Origin of the sequence: Methylotuvimicrobium buryatense 5G (assembly GCF_000341735.1) — a bacterium.
Classification (GTDB): Bacteria; Pseudomonadota; Gammaproteobacteria; order Methylococcales; family Methylomonadaceae; genus Methylotuvimicrobium; species Methylotuvimicrobium buryatense.
On sequence record NZ_KB455575.1, the window covers coordinates 2,141,914 to 2,160,057 of the forward strand.

An 18,144-nucleotide genomic window follows, 5' to 3' on the forward strand; every position below is an offset into this window, starting at 1 on the left:
AAGAGGAAGGCAATGTCCAGAAAAACCTCGGCAAAGCCTGCGCGGGTTTTGGCGATTCCATTTAATTTGTAAGGAGTTATTACATGAAACAAAACATTAAGAACACATTGGCTGTTACCGCACTGATATTAGGCGGCAGTTTGTTCAGCATTCATTCACAAGCCGCACTAGTTGGTATCGATGGTAGTTCGTCTATCGGCACATCGGGTGCAACCATCACGGGAACCGATTTAAGCAACCCGGGGTTCATAACGATTGTTTTGCCTGTCTACGGTATCAATACAGGCGATTACAGTGATTTTGTCACTGGAACCGTTTTTTCGCTGGCCGGACCATTAAACCTCTCTGATATTTCGTCATGGAATATTGTCGGTGATGCAACCTTACAAGGCTCCTATACGGCAACTGAGCTGGCTATCATTTCTCAGAGCGCCGACTTTCTGAATGTCTTCACTAGAGGAATATATTATCCAGGCAACCAGGTAGGTACTCAGGTTGGAGGGTGTGCAACGGGAGGAAACTCATGTGATAATACCGATACCAGCCTCCGATGGAGTTTCACGAAAACCGGAGATTCAGTATCGGCAAGCGGTACGCTGGCTTCACCGGCGATCCCTCTAACCTCCGTCCCAGAACCTGGCAGCCTGGCGTTATTGGCGATAGGCTTGACCGGTCTAGTGGCCAGAAGCCGTCGTCGCTCGGCTAATCAAATAGCTGCTTGACGGGAGGCCTGTTTCAATATCCAGCTTCTAGATTGATGCTCGAGCAGCAATTGCTCACTGTCGCTTTAATCTACAGTAAAAACGGAAACAGGGGTGGCGCCAGGGCATAAGCGCCAACTTAAGGAAGGAACTCGTCATTCCGCCAGGGATTGGCGGAATCCAGGGCCAAGGATGGCAATGCGTAGCACCATATCCATGCAACATGGATATCGACAACCCATACCGATATGTCGAATAAAGCCATAAACGCACCATAGAATAGGCACTAAGTTTGCGCTTATGAGGATTAACCTTAAACTGTCCCGCGTTAAGTGAGTAGCCCATAAATTTACCTTGACAAATACTCTGTGACCGCAATAACGGATTATGAAGCATGAATGGTCTACAACACTTTCGCCGGCATAGTGAAGCCTCAAACTACCCTTCAGCCTTCTACAGGACACCCCTGAGCGCTGCCGAAGGAATCAAGGTGAGCGGTTAGTTTGTGGCTCCCAACTGCTCTTTATAGGATTACCTGATTAGCAAGATGCTTCAGCTTGCTGAAGCTAATTGTCCGAGCAGTGGCGAGTCGTAGCCACTTCTGCGGGACGGGTTATTTAACCCGTCCCCAACGTTTCGGTTTGCCCTAAACATTTCGGCTGACTTCGGCCAAAGTCAAAACGTTTAGGACGGGGTTGCAAACCCCGTCCTGCTAGGGACATGCTGGTTTTTGGGCTTTAGCTGAAGAAACTTGCTAATCAGGTAGGATTATGAGTATTCGGTTTATTACATTAAAGCCTTAAACTCCCGGTACCAGCGGGCTAGTTGCTCATGATAATGATGGGCTTCGTATTTCGGTCCGTTGTAATATCTGGCGACACTCCGAAAATCAGCCTCTTCAGGCTTTGCTTTTTTAACCGCGTCTTTTCTGCCGGTTAGGAATCGCGCGACAAAAGCCACCTGTTGTTCGGCCGGCGCGGTAAAAAGCTCCGTCGCCGATTTCGCTCCGACCATTTTGAAATTAGCTCCCATGATCTGCCCCAATCCGAGACTCATCGATTGCATGCGTAGTTCTTCCAGCGGCACGTCGGGATGCTGTTTGTTCAAACGCGACAAATAATGCTGTTCGAATCTCGGTCTTATGACGCCGGCGGTTTCTTGACGAATGATCGCTAAAATCCATTCGGGGCGGACTGTAACGCCTTTTTCTTGCTCGACTTGTTTCGAAGCCTGTTGCGCCATTTCTCCATAGCGACCGAGAATGCCCCGGCAATCCAAAAAACGCCTTTTATGCAATGCATTCAAATGAAAGATCGCATCATCGAACCGCCCGGTCATGATATGTCCGGCGTCAATCCTATCTAGCATGGCTTTGAGCATTTTTTCCAATGTAGTCAAAGTCAATTTGGCATCCGGTATGACTGTAATTAAGGATCGCGCGGTATTCCACTGACACTCGTAGCATATCGTTTTTCGGCTAATCGCCGGATTCAAATCGTGCTCGAACTGAAACTGTGCTACCGCACGATTGGTGCCGCGGCCGAAATCGCCATCGATCGAAAAGGCGCCGGTCGATGTCGTCGAATAACCCAAGAAAATCAGCAAGCGCTGAATCGCCTTGATACCGCTTTCGCCGGCCGATGTTCGCGTCAACGAAGCATCGCCGTTCAAAAAACGCTGTAGATCGTATCGCCATTGGTCGTCATGATCATTTGCATCTGCGATAATCTTTTCGATTCGCGCATCATTCATTAAGGTCGTTATAGTCATAGCATCAAACTCCAAAAAAGAAATGAACTCATCATCGTTAGCATGCGTACCAATTCACGCTGTCAATAGAGGTTTCAAAATTTTCTGCGAGAACTCAAAGTCGCTCTTCGCATCGCTGTCTATCCAATCAATTTTTGTAAGACTGCTTTTCAGTAAATGCTCGGCCGTTTCTCTATCCGTCTGTTTATCGAACAAAATGATCAGCTTGCGTAAATGCGGCATAGCGGCGAGTACACTAAGTTCATAACTGCAACCTCGCCGTTCCGAACAATAACCCCTTAAATCCATCAAAACACAATTCGCTCGATGCGCCAACACGGACAATACCCTCTGCCAAGTACCGTCGAAGCAAAAAAAATCGTTGACACGAAACCGCCCATCCAAGTCAGGTAACAAATCCAAATCCTGCAAAGCTTGTTGCAATCGCGCCTCGCTGCTGATGAAACGGTCTTGTATATGTCCGCTCAAAAACGTAAACAATTCGTCAGGCTCAAGCGTGCGCAATGATAAATCCTTGCCTGCTATCAACAAGGTATTGCCGGAATAACGCCACCGCTCGACGACTTGATCGAATAACGTTTCAATACGGTCATCCGACCGAAACACGCGCAATAGCAACAATGTCGGCGCTTGATGACGTTGCCGCAACACTGGGGTCAACACAACAAACGACAGAGGAATAATAACCCAGGCAAATAAGACTAAATACGCCTGAAAACCGAGCGAATGACTAAGCACCATCGCATGAAAAAGCAAGGCAATAGCCCATAAACCCAGGGCAAACGCATTAAAAATACTGTTAAAACATAGAGTTTAGAGGTATCGTATCGGAATTTTGCGTATGTTACCAACGGACTGCAGTTTAATTAAGCACTTTTCCAACGTGACTGATCCCCGAATTGAACGTAAGAAACTTCATCAGTTGATGGATATCATTGTACTCACTGTTTGCGCCTCGTTAAGCGGTGCTGAGGGATGGGAAGCCATTGAAGAGTTTGGCCATAATAAATTAGATTGGTTAAGGCAGTTTGTACCGTTAAAGAATGGCATTCCATCGCATGATTGCTTGGCGTATGTCATTTCTCGATTGTCACCGAAAGAATTTCAACGTTGCTTTATAGATTGGGTGAACGCCATTCGCGAAGTGATACCCGATGAAGTGATTGCGATAGATGGCAAAACCGCACGCCGTTCGCATGACCGCAAACGCGGCCAAAATCCGTTGCACATGGTCAGCGCCTGGGGTTGTGCGAATGGATTAGTGCTCGGCCAAGAAGCGACCGAAGAAAAGTCGAATGAAATTACCGCAATCCCGAAGCTATTGGCTTTGCTAGAACTTAAAGGTTGTATTGTGACCATTGATGCCATGGGCTGCCAGCGCACGATTGCTGAGCAAATCGTCGATCAAGGCGGTGATTACTGTTTGGGCCTGAAAGGCAATCAAGGCGAATTGCATGAAGCCGTCGAGGATTTTTTCAACACGGCCAAGCAAGCGAATTTTAACCACGTCGAATACGCTTATCACGAAGAAATCGACAACGACCATGGGCGTTTAGAAATCCGCCGTTATTGGATTACCGAGGAGCTTTGTACGCTCCCGAAAACGGAGCTCTGGAAAGAATTACGCAGCATTGGCTTCGTGGAGCGCGAATGCCACATCGGCGATAAAGTAACAATCGAGCAGCGTTGTTTCATTAACAGCATTAAAGCCGATGCGCAGCTATTTGCGCGGGCTGTGCGCCATCACTGGGGTATTGAAAACCAATTGCACTGGCGCTTAGACGTGGTCTTTCGAGAAGATGACAACCGAATTCGAAAAGGTAATGCCGCTGCGATTATGACCACCATCCGGCATATCTGTGTCAATCTGTTCCAGCAAGAGGAATCTAAACTCAGCATGAAAAAGAAAAGACTCAAAGCCGCCTGGAACGATCGCTACCGCGCTAAATTGCTGTTAGGAAAGTAATTTTAATGCGTTTGCCCTGCCCATAAACCGGAGAACAGGTATAAGGGTTCCGAAAATAGTTTTTTGCGATAAGCCGTAGCAACGCTTCTCGCCAGTAGACGAACCGGATAATAAGCCAACAGCCATGGTGCAACACTGAACAAGATAAAAACGAAATAAGCATTCGTTGCCGAAACCCAATCCATTACCCAAGAATCCGGTTCGTCCCCCAGCGCTTGTTCGAGAACACTTAAGCAGGTCAGCGATGAGGCGGCCAATAAAAAAAACACGACCAACAAATAAGGTCCGACGGCGCGTAATTTCGGACCGGTCATAAAAAACACAAAGACTAATAGCGGCACCTGCTGACCGAATAACCAAAACATCATCTCGATCGAAATCTGTCTGTCGTAAGAGCTTACAATAACCACCATGCCGGCCAATAACATATAAGACACAGATACGATCAGAATTCTCCATCGCGACCAACGCTCCAACAATCCTATTCCCGGCACTAACGGCCACGCATAAACCAAAGTCAGAATCGTCGTCCGGCGCCAACTATAGGCCTCTTCCACATAAGCTACCTGTGCGCTAACGGCAACAATTATTGCAACGATAGCCGAAACCAGCGTAAATGCGATGCGTAACCGCCAAAGTGCATGGGAATTCTGCCGAAACAAATCGACACCTTCGACCGAAAACCGGTCACCCTCACTATCGGCCAAAAACGTTGAATCGGCCTTAGAGTTTCTTGATAAATAACGTCCGGGAGCTATGAGCTTTGCTGAGGGTTCGGTAACTCGCTTGACAGGACGCCGTGAAATAGGAAAGTTATTTACGACCAAATCCTTAGCAACCGAGTCATCGGGTGCATCACCAACCATCATCAGCTCGAGTACTTTATTGCGATAACGCCGAGCAATAAGCAGGCCCGCAAACCAAGACAATATCAGTGCGGCAATTAATGCAAAAAAAAGCTGCCCGTCCAGTAAATTCATAAGACCTCACTTTATACCTTTCGCACTTCAAATTTCGGCAGTGCCTGAGGAGGCGCCAGGGTGTGCGGCAAAGGCATTGCCAGCATGGAGCTGGCATAGAGCCTAGAGGGATGTATTCACGGCGTCCTTTGACGGACACCCTGGTGCCGAACTTTGATCTGCGATGGGTATATCTTCGGTCCTTAATTTCGCATTGCCGGCCTGTATTGCACACGGTTTGTTTATTTCAAACTTAGCAATCGCGCCAGTCGGCCTCGTTCCAAAAACAAACGATCGAAAAGCAGCAAATGCAGCTTGGCCATGAGGTAGCCGGTCAACGCAATCGCGACCTTGATGACGATGCTGCGAACCTCTTCTTTAGGATTCAACCACTTCATCGCCGGTAAAAATAAAGCCGCCACGAGGCCCACCAGAGCAAGCACCAATCCGCCCACCGACATTGAAAATACGATGCTGTGCCATTGCGAAACCACCAATTTGTACAACATCCACAGCATCAAGCCGATGGCGGCAAACGCAGCGATTTTCAAAGCGGGCATCAGATGCCAGGCCTTGAAAAACAAGCCGTTGCCGACTTTCAATTGCAAATCAAGGTCCTTTCTTTGCACTGTCGCCTGTTGCCCTGGCTTTTCGGCCAGAATGTCTTTCAATTTCAAGAATTCCCAATTTCTTTGGGGTGCTGCATGTATGTCGAAATCGCCCCAGGTACCTGGATTCCCCTCCGCCTTGTGCCTCTGATCCAAATCCTTCATTTGCCGCTCCGCCATCAAATAGCCGCTTGCCATCAGCGAATACGCTTCCACTTCGGTAAACGAATCAAGATCGGTGCGTAGTGCGGCAATTTTATCCTGCAGATCCTTGGCGATACCGTAAGACGTCAGCTGCTCTTCACTAGCTTGCTTACTGGGATTGTCGCAGCCTATCCAATCCAAAGGTTGCGTCGCCAAATCTTTTCGGGTATGTACAAAAAACAAGCCCTCCAACGCCTTGCTATCCAGACGTGCCTGTAAATCTTGATACTGGGCTTCGCGAATTCTGTCCTGCAACACCGACACTGTCCGCAATACCACGCCGCCCGGATCGTCGGCCGGATCATACGAATCGTTCAAATGCCCGCTGGCGTCACTGCATAAAATCAACGTGCATCCTTCCGCTATCAAGCCCTGGATGCCTTGATTATCGAAGACGCCGCCATCGATCAATTTGACGGCACGCTCCGGATACAAACCCTCCAATACGAGCGGTTCGAACAAACCGGGCACACAAGAGGATGCCGCCGCTGCATGACCCAATCGGAAATTTTTCAGGCTTTCTTCCGGCGCTTGCCAATAATACAGCCGACGATAGCGATCATTGCTGTCGATATCGATCAACCCTGGCGGTTCGCCCATCCAACTGGCGGTAAAGAACCAATTATGGCCGGAGTTCAGCGAGGTGGTATTCAGCATCAAAATCGGCACCTTAGCCCGCCGTCGCCAGTTATGGAAATTAGGCCTGAATTCCTTGCCCTTGAACCTGCCTTGTGCGGGTTCCACCAACAAATCCGGCATTTTGCGCGGCAGATCGGTTTTACCATCGTCCACTTGAGAATACAATTTACTTTCGTAAAGCTCGCCCAATTTATGACTGCGCGTATAACGCTTGGAAAACAACATCCTGACATTATCGATAAAATCGTCGAAAGCGCGCATACGGATGTTGCTTTGTACGCCCCGTAAAAAATCCTTTTGCAGCTTTTCGATGATATCCAAATAATCATCGCGATTGAGTTTCTTCGTCGAATCTTCAAGTAGCTTCTGCACTTCCAGATAATAATGAGCACCCAAAATACTACCGCCCGAAACGGTGGACAATACATCGACACCGCGAAGCGCATCGGCCTCTGCCAGTCTGGCCAATACCCCCAAATGGAAGAACGATGCGCGGAATCCCCCGCCCGACAAAGCCAGCCCGACTTTGCCGCGATAACACATCAACGCATTGGCCGTTTCGTCCCCCAGCAGTTGGCGCAATGCTTGCCAAGCTTCATGCCAAACATCAGGTTTTTCCGTTTCCGCGGGCACATCGAGACCTCGAATTTTCGCCAAACTCACCCACTGTCTGAACGTGGATTGAATCTCCCATTCTTTCGGTTTTGTCGCACGCGCCTTGGCCAACCATTGGCCCGCTTCGGCATAATTTCCCAAACCGAAATTCGCCTCGCCGATCGTGGCCGAAAACCAATAATTTTTGGACAGGTCGGGATCGTTTTGCCGAGCCGACAAATTCTCCAAAATCTTTTCGCGCAGACCCGATGCCTCTTTTCGGAATTTTTGCGCTTCCTTGGTCTTTATGTCGTTTCGGTGCTCCAGGCTTTCGGCGCGCGCCGCGAGTAAATCCAAGATGTATGCCGCGTTATTCGCAGCATAACCCAAATCCCGTTCCGGATCGGTTTCAAAAGCTGCCCGATAAAACGACAGACTTTCATAAAGATGGTCTATTTGTCCGCAGAATTCCCAGAGTCTTTTATACACCGCTCCACCCAACGATAAGGTTTCAGCGTCCCGTTTTTTGGAGTCGCGCAGACCGATAGATTCCAGCAATGTCAATGCTTCTTCGAAGCGATGCTTGGGATAGCGTTCTTCGTCCTTATAGGTGCATAAGGCCAATTGTTGAACGACCCAAATGTCTTCCGGATAAAGGTCACGAGCCTTTTCCAACACCCTACGCGCTTTACCGAATTCCAACTCGCCTTTCAGTTCTCCGATCAGTTCTTTTAAGCCGGTTAAATCAGGAAATTCGCTTCCCGATAAAATTTTGTCCGCCGTTTCGACTGAATTCATCATCCCACCTCTAATTGTTATTGTTGGTCAACTCTACATATTGCGTGAGCAAATCTTTCAATTTTATCGCTTGAGTTTCGCGGGTTTTCTGCATCCAATTCGGCACGTCCATGGCTTTGGCCTGGGCGTACCATTTAGCTGCCGCCTGTTTGTCACCAAGTCCTATCGCCGCTTCAAAGAGCGTGGCGATCACCCAATAACGACCATGCTTATCTTCCAACTTATCGACTAACGGGCTCGCGTATCGAATGACATCTTTACGCACGCGTTTGGCATGCACAAAGTCCGCCAAAGCCTCGTCGCGATTACCGTCTTGCAACGCGTGAACGGCCCGCTGATTCAATAGGTAAGCCAGATTGATACCGTTGTAATGGTCCTGTTTAATATAAAAACCGCGTTCATAAGCGGATATGCTCTTTTCCAGGCATTCCGGACGACTGCATTCCTCCCACATGCGTTTATGTATCGCGCCCCATAAACCCAGCGTCTCAGGATTGTTGGAAGTTTCCGGGGTCAATACTTTGAGAATCTCGCAGGCCGCATCCAACGCCTCGAAAACGGAAGGTTGCTTGCTTTTATAAGTTGCCAAGGCCAATTGCTGAACTACGAACGAATCGTCGGGGCGCATTTTATTAACTTCTTGCAACAAAAGTCTGGCCGACGAAAAGTCGTCGTTTTTGATGCGCTCCATTGCCTTGTCAAGCATCGTCTTGGCGCTGGGATTATCCTCCCCGACGATTTGCGCGACCGGGCTCGACGAAGTTCCAGCTAACGTAATGGACGGTTTCGGTGCGGAAGGTATAGCCACCGATTTAAACAGTCGCGATGATAATTGCGGAGGCTTCAATTGCGGCAAATAGGTATAGACAGGGCTGTCGGTTACGGGGTTGCCGATAATTTGTTTGATCGCCTCCTGTAACTCTTTCATGAGGCGCCGAGCTTCTTTGTAGCCGACCTCTTCTCCTAAATGTTTATAGCGCCGAATTACGATATGCGACATATCGAAAGGGCTTTTAAACTGCTCTTCGGCTAAAACGATGGTCGTATGCGGTCGCAAAGCATAACGCACACCGAGTTCAAAAGCTGCATTGACGTTGTAAGTGGACAGGTCGGCAATGACCAGATCGGCATTCAATAGGCGTTCGTACATCGGCACATCGATCGTACCGGAATGAACGATTTCGTCGGCGCGAACACATTCCAGCCCCGCCGACTCGACCGCCGTTCTGATGATTTCGTAAGAGGCATCGAGATCAAGTTCCCGGCCGTTGGTGTAATCGATTTTCTTACCGTAGCCTTGTATGACAAAACATTGTTTCATACTCCTCCCTTTATATACCTTTCGCACTTCAAATTTCGGCAATGCCAGAGGAGGCGCCGGGGTGTTAGGTCGATTTTTGCTCCTGCAAAATCGACATTCACGCCATCCATGGCACTGGCAAAAGCTATGCCAGCATGGAGCTGGCATAGAGCCTACACGGACGTACACGGCATCCTGTCAAGCGAGTTACCGAACCCTCAACAAAGCTTACAGTTCCAGGACGTTATTTATCACGTAATCCTTATGAAGGTATGGGGTGCGGCTAGCACAGTTTTTCAATCAAAACGGAGTAAACATCCTTACGAAATATTTCGGTTTACGATGATCGACCGTTTATTCCATACCGCCCCGTCTATTGTTGATCCAAGCGTCAGTAAAAGCAATACGATCCGTGAAGCACTTCACCACAATTCCCGGGTATTCAACCAATACACCTGACCGGCCTTATCGTTCACTTCATGATACATATGCGCCGTTCCTCCCGGGGCATCTCCGCCCTCTCCGTTCCAGAGACAAATGAAGCGCACTTTTTCCGTGCCGTAAGCCAATGCCGAGTATAGCAGCCAAAGGTTGCAGCGTTCATAAGGATTGACACCCTCAGGCAGCGGACCCAATTCGACCGGTGCGGTTTTAATTTTTGCGTGCGGTTTAATCGCGAAGTAACGGTCCCGCCAAGACTCACCTCCTGTCAACACCGATCTCTGAATGAATGTCGGTTCTTCAAATGGCAACAAAAAATGGAGCCTTACGTCACGTTGCAGGCAGGCTTCGGCAAACAGAATATCGCCGCCGCAGGCGCCTTGCGTTAATGCCAAGTCTTCCGGGCCCGCTCCAAGTGTATCGAGGGTATCGGCTATTTTTTTCGCGGCGACAGCTTCCTTATCGGCTGGAAATCTGGGTTTGTCCCGATCCGGCGCATCGATCATATGTCCGCTGAACAACAAAACCTGACGCGGCCTCCATCGGCTTTCATTTTTTCGAAATGGATTCATGCATACTCCGGAGCTAAGCAAGCCATAACATTTTTATATACCTTTCGCACTTCAAATTTCGGCAGTGCCCGAGGAGGCGCCGGGGTGTCCGACAAAGGCTTTGCCAGCATGGAGCTGGCATAGAGCCTACATGGACGTATTCACGGCGTCCTTTGGCGGACACCCCGGTGCCGAATTTTGATCTACGATGGGTATAAAACTCATCCAACTCATGCACCAAAATAGGGAGTCTGTTTCAATAAAACGTTACTTTTGGGCATTAAAAGCCATTGTTTCGTATTGATGCCGACTATCGCGCATTGACCGCGCTGCCAAGTCAAATAATTTATTATTTAATATCAATAACTTATTTGATTTTAGAAAATTTGGCATAGGAAGTGCTTCAGTATAAGTAAGCAGAAATGCTTTCGTTGTGTGTCCTCCTCCTTTGTGATTGTTTGTTAAGGCCTTGGCGCTTTATTCTTTCGAATAAAGCGCCTTTTTTATGCGGCAAATGACTTATTTTTTAAGCCTGTTGCGGCATTTCAGCCTTACGCTCCTCGCCTTTGCCGATCGTTAGCAAGTCCCAAACCAACAAGACTAACCCGCTTGCCGTGATCAATCCGAAAAACAAACGCCACGTCATCGCGCTTTGGAAGGCCGGCTGAGACTGCGCGGCGAAATAGCCGCCCCAAGTCGAGCCTTCGACGGCACGCTCGATAAACGACTGCTCATAACCGGCAATCAATAACGCAATCGTCATCCCAAGTACACCGGCATTCAGTAGACCCAAGGCCCATTTCCAGCGCCAGGCGTTTTTGATGCCACCGGCCATCCAGACATCGCCTCGCCAGTGCTGTATCGCCAAATAAAAGAATGCGATATTGATCGTCGCATAGGCGCCGAAGAAGGCCAAATGTCCGTGCGAAGCCGACCATTGCGTGCCGTGCGTGTACAAGTTGATCTGCGGCAGCGTATGCATGAAGCCCCAAACGCCCGCTCCGAAGAAGTTACCGAAGGCTTGCGCGATGATCCAAGCCAACGCCGGATGGTTGCCGGTTTTGAACGAATGCGCGCCGGCGTCATAAACCGCATGCACGACCATCGCGACCAACGGTATCGGCTCCAGCGCCGAGAAAAAACCGCCGATTGTGAGCCAATACTCTGGCGTGCCGATCCAAAAATAATGATGTCCCAAGCCCAGAATGCCGGACCCGAACATCAACGCCACTTCGATATACAGCCAGGTTTCGACGATTTTCCGCCGCACGCCTAACAGTTTCATCAACGACCAGGCCATGATCACGCCGACCAAGACTTCCCAAGTCGCTTCGACCCAAAGATGAATAACCCACCACCACCAATATTGTTCGTGCGTGATATTGGTCATGTAGAACATACCTGCCACATACAAGCCGGCCAATGCGACCAAGTCTAATGTCAACACACCTGCGATTCCGGACCACTTACCTTTGCTGAAGGTCGCGACGACATTGTAAAAGAACGTCAACACAACCGCGACGATGCCGATATCGGCCCAGCGCGGCGCTTCGATATATTCGCGGCCTTCGTTGATGAACCATAGACTGGAGTCCTTGCCCGGCCCGATTTGCACGAGCAAATAAACCAATACGACAATCGTTACTGCCCCGGTCAACACCCAGAACGCAATATTGCCGTATTTTAAGCCAACAATTTCGGTACCGCTTTCATCTTCCAACAGCCAATAGATACAACCGAAAAAGCCGTAGAGCATCCACACAATCATCGCATTGATATGCACCATACGATTGACACTGAAATCCAAAATTTCATAAAGAAAGCCCGGAAAGATAAATTGCAGCGCAGCCAACAGACCGAACAGAATTTGCGCACAAAACAAAATCACCGCAACGATGAAATATTTTACCGCCAGTTGCCTGCCCGGACTCAGCGTACTACTATCCAGTTGCACCCAGTTCTGAAAATCCTGCCAATAACCGCGCGACCGGTCAACCAATACGCCCGCGTTTTCAATCACACCCGCTAATCCACCCGATTTCATGATCAATCCTCCGCGTACAAGGTTTTAAAGTTATAGGGAAAGCCGTTCGTGTCGATACTCGACATCCATTTCAAAAAGGCTACGACGCCTTTAGCTTCGGCTTCGGTAATGCCCAAATTCGGCATCTTGCGTCCTGTACCGAAAGTACGCGCGTTCTTTTCCGGGTTCATTAAAAACTGAAGCATCATGTCCTCACGCATCTCAGGACTGATCCAGCCTTGATCCAACCAGGCTTTAGTCAAATCCGGCGCGTAATAGGCGCCGTTACCGAGTAAGGTATGGCAATTCATGCAATTTTTAGCCTGTGTGGTCTTTTTACCCAAATCGACTAACTCTCTGGCTTCTTCTTCGGTGTACTCCTTACCGAATAACAGCTCTTCTCCGCCGATGACCGGCATAAATTTATTCAATTCCTTATCGAATTGATAATCGATTTTTTTATTGATCACGTCATAGGCAGGCACCCTCTGCGTTCCTGCCGTAGTTTGTTTGAGTGAATCGAATGTTAATACGACTAAAATTAAAAACGATCCGGCCGTTACCCAGATCGCGGTTTTTTTCCAGAATGACTCCGATGCCCACAGCGGTGTTTCATTCATCGCTCCTCCTCTTATTTATTGTTATAGCGACCTCTTCATCATGATGCGTTTTAACACATAGATGCCAGATGCCTATCGGTGCAAAAAAATAGCCGATGATCATCAAAGCGGTGACAATCAGCCAGTAACCCGAAAAATTCGCGGCATTCGACAATACGCCCACCGATACGACCAGCACGGCGTAAGAAAAATAAGCGGCAATTTTGATTCGGGAATTCGGATTCACTTTAGACCAAGCATAGAGCAGCGCATAGCTTGCGCCGGCTAGAATGATCAAAGCGGATGAAAAAAAAGTGATGAAAAAATCTTTTAAGGCGACGGGTTCGATCATGAGCGACTCAAGAATTTGCGCAGCGAAATCCGGCTGGCATGAATGAAAATGATGGTCTCGCCGATTGACGGAACCCCAAAAAATAACCGAAAGAGGTTCGGTTATTTTTGCTTAGGAACGGGTACTAAGGCTCAACGTGAGGCATCGAACCATTGACAAACGTAATAGAAAAAACAAACCTCGAAATAGGTACGCGATGCGTACCCTACGAAAATCAGGGGATGTATCAGTCCAGTGTAGGCGATGCGACATGAAATGCATCGGAATAAATGTTTTGTAGCGAAGCGCCGTTTAAGTAGGCCATTCTTTTCGCCTGATTCACCATGTCCGGATGGCCGCACAAATAGACGCGCCAGCCTTTCAGGTCGGGAATGTTTCCCATTGCAACATCGTTAGCGCGGCCGTGCGCGACGCCTTCCGGCGCATCGCCTCTCGATACGCAAGGAGTATAGTGAAAGTTCTCGTATTTTTCAGCGAGTTCACGCATCTCGTCGATCCAATAGAGTCCATCCACATCTCGACTGCCATGATACAAATGGATAGGACCGCTATGCCCCTCCTCCAAGGCTTCATGGATTATCCCCGCCAAAGGCGCTAAACCGCTACCGGTACCGATCAATAATAGGCTTTGTTCCATTTTATCGGGCAAATAATAACAAAGGCCCTGGGGGTCGGACACGGAAATCGTATCGCCGACATTCAATTCCTGATGCACCCATTCGCTGAACTTTCCGCCCGCCAACCGGCGAATATGAAAAGACAGTTTTTCGGCATGTCTTCGGCTATTGGAGATCGAATAACTCCGAATCAAACCGTCCGCACGTTTTAAATTGACAAATTGCCCTGCATAATAATCCAGTGCGTCCTTGCACTGTATCGTCAATAAAACAGTCTCAGGATTGAGCAATTCCTTTGCGACAACCGTGCCTTCGGTAAAGTATTCGGGTTGATGGCCCAGAGTAATCGACATGTCCTGTTCGGGATAGCATAAGCAAGCCAAAAAATGGTTTTGCTTACACAATACATCTTTCAAGCCCTTTTGCGCGTGAGCGGGGGGGGAGACGTCCAAACTGCGCACCATGCAGCTTTGGCAGGCGCCTTGTTTGCAACTAAAGGGAATATCGACATTGTCGCGCAATAAGGCTTCAAGAACCGTTTCACCCTCTTGGCAAGCAGTCTCATGTTCGTCCAATATGATTTTTTTCAGGGCCATCGTCAAAACTTCCCTTAATTATCTGCCTAAAACATCGTTGCGGGTACTTTCTGCAATCGAAGCGACTTGTTCGATTAGGTTGTCAGGAACGTTCAACTCTTTCAATGTTCCGCCTAAATGTTCCATAACGGCATCGAAATGCGAATCGTCCAACCCCATTTTGACTAGTCTAGCATGTGCGTTGCGCATATCGGCGCCGGTGTAACTATTCGGTCCGCCGAATGCCATCGTTAAAAACGCTTTTTGTTTCGCCGCCTGTTGCTCCATGTCGACATTATCGAAAAAGCGATTGATTCGGTGATCCGCTAATACTTTACGGTAAAAAATATCGACTGCCGTATTAACAGCCGCTTCTCCACCGATTTGTTCAAATAATGATTGATTAGGTGTAGCTTCACTCATCGTTATCTTCCTTTGTTTATGTTTATATTTTTATCGCTGAGCATCAAAGGCTCAAGGGCAAGTTTAGTCTCGATACCATGCTTTTGCAATATTTATATTACAAAAGTTACATATTTGCATTTCTATGATATGCTTGCCGTTTGAAAAGCCTAAAAAATCTAGGCGCAATAACGATTATTCTAAGGGGAGGAGGTTTTTTTGACAAAAGGAATCGGTACGCGACGCGAGCAAATATTGCGATTGCTGCTCGAATCACGATTAGGCCTGGGTATTGATGAGATTGCCGAGCAGCTAGATATTTCCAGAAATGCGGTTCAACAACATCTATCCAGCCTTGAACAAGAACAGTTGATCAAAAAAGACATATTCAAAAGTACCGGCGGACGGCCCTCCCGAAATTATGTCTTGACCGAACACGGCATCAATTATTTTCCGAAACAATATTCTTGGTTTTGCAACCTAGTCCTGACGGAACTTAAATCCGAAATGTCTGAAGAAGCTTTTAGACAGTTCATGTGGCGGCTCGGCGTAAAGTTGGCCAATACACTGACTTCTCAATTCAGCGACAAAAAGCCCGAAGAAAAAATCGTGGCTCTAATCAATACCATGCAAAGCTTGGGCTATCACGCATCGCTCGACACTAACACCGGTCAGCCCGTCATTAAAGCATCCAATTGCGTCTACCACGACTTGGCCCAACAATTTTCGGACCTTTGCGATTTCGATCATGCCTTGATTTCAACACTGCTCGATCGACCGATCGAACAAACCGCCTGTATGGCTCGCGGAGATTGTTCTTGCACATTTTTAATCAAATCCGAACCGTCCTGCTGACGTATTTCAAATCGAAAGTCACATTTCTTCGATAACGAACAGAAATAGCAACATACCGAAAATAAATTTGAAACCGAAGTTAACATACCAGCCATTCCCAATTTGGAGATCAAAAAGGGTGTGGGGTATGCTTGGCGAGGATGTCGGCAGCAGGGCAGATTTTTGCTCCTCGGCAACTGCTGAGTTACATGGATGTAATTAGTGCAGAAAATGCAGGAGCATTTTTCTGCCCTGCATCGCCTAAAGCGCCTACTGTTGGTGCCCTACTACACGCCATCCTTGGCGTACGAGATGCCGTCAAGCCCCCCATGGATGGGTTTACGGCGGTCCTCGATAGACACGTCCCATACCTTTTATTCTTAGACGGTTTTTCGATCAAAAGGGGGTAAATCAATGCCGGACAAGGCAAAAAGCCTCGTCCGGTCCGCTCTCAATAATCTTCTTGCATAATTCCCATAGAATCGAGCTCATGAAGGTTTTGTAATTGCGCATCCGGCACCAGCGCATCATGTAGACTCGTAAAAAGAATTCGCTCATTAAAACTCGAACTCTTTGCACTTAACAATTGTTCTCGCAGAGCCGGCTTGACCAAGACTCTAACCAGCATCGAGCGGCCTTGCAGATATTGCACGACTTCATCTAGCATCACGATAGCACTCAGATCCATCAAATCCACTCGCCGGCAATCGAGTATCACCTCCTCGGTATCCATGATGCTGTCGACCGCCTCGATGCGGTCCAGCATATGACTGGTCGAACCGAAAAACAGCGGACCCTTGATCGACATAATTCTAACGCCCCTCCCTGGTTTTTCAGTCAAATGATAATCATGATTGGTCTCGAAACTAATGTCGGCTTGCTGTGCCAAACGCCACGTCAACATCCCCATCGCCAAAATCACGCCGACCGTCACGCCAATGACCAAATCTACTAACACGGTCAGTAGCAACACACAAAACATGATCATCAATTCCGAACGGGTCGAGCTCGACGCCAATTTGAACATTCTGTAATCAATGATATTAAAACCGACCTTGATCAAAACACCGGCAAGCACCGGTAACGGAATTTGACTAGCCAGCGGCGAGAGTTCAAGCAATAACAGCAATAGGAATAAAGCATGCATCACCGAGCTCAGCCTCGTTTGCCCGCCGGCCTTGACATTGACCACGGTGCGCATCGTCGCTCCCGCACCCGGCAAGCCGCCGATAAAAGCACACAAAATGTTACCCAAACCTTGCGCAATCAACTCTCGATTGGGCTTATGATGCGTGTGCGTAATCGAATCGGTTACCAATGAAGTCAACAAGCTATCGATACTGCCCAACAAAGCCAACGTCAACCCTAACATAAACACCGAGGACCAATGTTCCAGACTAAAAGACGGAAAATGCAAATCAGGCAATCCGGCCGGGATATCGCCGATCACGGCGGTTTCAAGGCCCGCAAAGACCGCCAGTTGGGTACCAATAAAAAGCGCCAACAACGGTGAGGGAATGAAGCGGCTGATTTTGATCGGCGTCAAAAAAACAATTGCCAATGTCAGCGAACCCAAAAACATCGAATCGAATCGGATCGATTCAATGACTGACGGTAAATTAAACAAGGCCGATAGTGTCGAGGAATCCGGTGTACCGCCTAAAAGCGGCGCCATCTGCAGAATAATGATGATCATGCCGACGCCGCTCATGAAGCCGGAAATCACCGGATAAGGAATAAACCGCACCAAGCCGCCCAACCGCATAAAACCGAACAAGATTTGTAACAAACCGCCAATCAAAACAACGGCCAACGCCAACTGAAAATTCCCTCCGAAAGTCGTCAGAGCCGAAGCAAAAACGACCGTCATCGGCCCAGTAGGTCCACTCACCTGTAATTGAGTACCGCCGAAAACGGCGGCAACCAAACCTAACGCAATCGCACCATAAAGACCGGCTAATGCACCAGCACCGGATGCGACACCAAATGCCAGCGCCAACGGCAATGCTACGACACCGGCCGTCAACCCGCCGAATATATCGCCTTTCAGCATCGCAAAAGAATAATTTTTCATAAAGCCCAGTACCAAAAAATCAACCCTTAAAAATCAAGCAATAAATAATCCAACTTGGGCTTCACAAACCTACTTGATTAATAATGAGCATTTAAGAAATAGATCACAAGGACTTATAAACCAGCAATTCCCAGTTT

The 18,144-nt window shown here is 48.2% G+C and carries 15 protein-coding genes; 3 read left to right on the forward strand and 12 right to left on the reverse strand.

The genetic code is table 11. The features are described from left to right. Window positions 1–83: 83 nt before the first annotated feature. Window positions 84–722, forward strand: coding sequence for a PEP-CTERM sorting domain-containing protein (locus METBU_RS0109495; protein WP_017840396.1), 639 nt, complete (start codon window positions 84–86; stop codon window positions 720–722). Between the two features lie 765 nt (window positions 723–1,487). Here METBU_RS0109495 and METBU_RS0109500 read toward each other — a convergent pair. Next, the gene (locus METBU_RS0109500; RefSeq protein ID WP_138767101.1) at window positions 1,488–2,471 is read right to left on the reverse strand and encodes an N-acetylmuramidase domain-containing protein; all 984 of its coding nucleotides are present in this window, start codon (window positions 2,469–2,471) and stop codon (window positions 1,488–1,490) included. 54 nt (window positions 2,472–2,525) lie between these two features. Continuing rightward, complete coding sequence (locus METBU_RS23855; protein ID WP_138767100.1) at window positions 2,526–3,227, reverse strand: hypothetical protein; 702 nt, start codon at window positions 3,225–3,227, stop codon at window positions 2,526–2,528. Window positions 3,228–3,312: 85 nt separating this feature from the next. On the opposite strand from METBU_RS23855, the gene METBU_RS0109510 reads away from it, so the two are divergent. Beyond that, complete coding sequence (locus tag METBU_RS0109510) at window positions 3,313–4,437, forward strand: ISAs1 family transposase (RefSeq protein WP_017840399.1); 1,125 nt, start codon at window positions 3,313–3,315, stop codon at window positions 4,435–4,437. A 2-nt stretch (window positions 4,438–4,439) separates the two neighbouring features. Here METBU_RS0109510 and METBU_RS0109515 read toward each other — a convergent pair whose 3' ends face one another. The 9 genes from METBU_RS0109515 to METBU_RS0109560 form a co-directional block, all read right to left on the reverse strand. Then, window positions 4,440–5,417: a hypothetical protein gene (locus METBU_RS0109515; protein WP_017840400.1), complete on the reverse strand. Its 978-nt coding sequence runs from the start codon at window positions 5,415–5,417 to the stop codon at window positions 4,440–4,442. A 221-nt stretch (window positions 5,418–5,638) separates the two neighbouring features. After that, window positions 5,639–8,239: a patatin-like phospholipase family protein gene (locus tag METBU_RS0109520; RefSeq protein ID WP_017840401.1), complete on the reverse strand. Its 2,601-nt coding sequence runs from the start codon at window positions 8,237–8,239 to the stop codon at window positions 5,639–5,641. Between the two features lie 10 nt (window positions 8,240–8,249). Further along, window positions 8,250–9,560 (reverse strand): TRAFs-binding domain-containing protein, encoded by a 1,311-nt coding sequence (locus METBU_RS0109525; RefSeq protein WP_017840402.1) that lies wholly within the window; start codon window positions 9,558–9,560, stop codon window positions 8,250–8,252. 401 nt (window positions 9,561–9,961) lie between these two features. After that, entirely contained in the window at window positions 9,962–10,552 is a 591-nt protein-coding gene (locus tag METBU_RS0109530; protein ID WP_026130121.1) for a hypothetical protein, read from the reverse strand. 505 nt (window positions 10,553–11,057) lie between these two features. Continuing rightward, window positions 11,058–12,575 carry a cbb3-type cytochrome c oxidase subunit I gene (locus METBU_RS0109540; RefSeq protein ID WP_017840406.1) on the reverse strand — a complete coding sequence of 506 codons (1,518 nt, stop codon included), beginning with the start codon at window positions 12,573–12,575 and terminating at the stop codon, window positions 11,058–11,060. A gap of 2 nt (window positions 12,576–12,577) precedes the next feature. Next, window positions 12,578–13,174, reverse strand: a complete 597-nt coding sequence (locus tag METBU_RS0109545) for a c-type cytochrome (RefSeq protein ID WP_017840407.1) — start codon at window positions 13,172–13,174, stop codon at window positions 12,578–12,580. Further along, a complete protein-coding gene (locus METBU_RS0109550; RefSeq protein ID WP_014147647.1) occupies window positions 13,167–13,505 on the reverse strand; it encodes a hypothetical protein in 339 nt (112 codons plus the stop codon). The genes METBU_RS0109545 and METBU_RS0109550 overlap by 8 nt, the downstream gene beginning before the upstream one ends. A gap of 226 nt (window positions 13,506–13,731) precedes the next feature. After that, window positions 13,732–14,718, reverse strand: coding sequence for a 2Fe-2S iron-sulfur cluster-binding protein (locus METBU_RS0109555; protein WP_017840408.1), 987 nt, complete (start codon window positions 14,716–14,718; stop codon window positions 13,732–13,734). Window positions 14,719–14,736: 18 nt separating this feature from the next. Next, on the reverse strand, window positions 14,737–15,120 hold the full coding sequence (locus METBU_RS0109560; protein ID WP_017840409.1) for a group I truncated hemoglobin: 384 nt from the start codon (window positions 15,118–15,120) through the stop codon (window positions 14,737–14,739). Between the two features lie 198 nt (window positions 15,121–15,318). Here METBU_RS0109560 and METBU_RS0109565 point away from each other — a divergent pair, with 198 nt between their 5' ends. After that, window positions 15,319–15,954 (forward strand): helix-turn-helix transcriptional regulator, encoded by a 636-nt coding sequence (locus METBU_RS0109565; protein ID WP_017840410.1) that lies wholly within the window; start codon window positions 15,319–15,321, stop codon window positions 15,952–15,954. Between the two features lie 430 nt (window positions 15,955–16,384). Here METBU_RS0109565 and METBU_RS0109575 read toward each other — a convergent pair whose 3' ends face one another. After that, the gene (locus tag METBU_RS0109575; RefSeq protein WP_017840412.1) at window positions 16,385–18,007 is read right to left on the reverse strand and encodes a SulP family inorganic anion transporter; all 1,623 of its coding nucleotides are present in this window, start codon (window positions 18,005–18,007) and stop codon (window positions 16,385–16,387) included. Window positions 18,008–18,144: the final 137 nt, after the last annotated feature.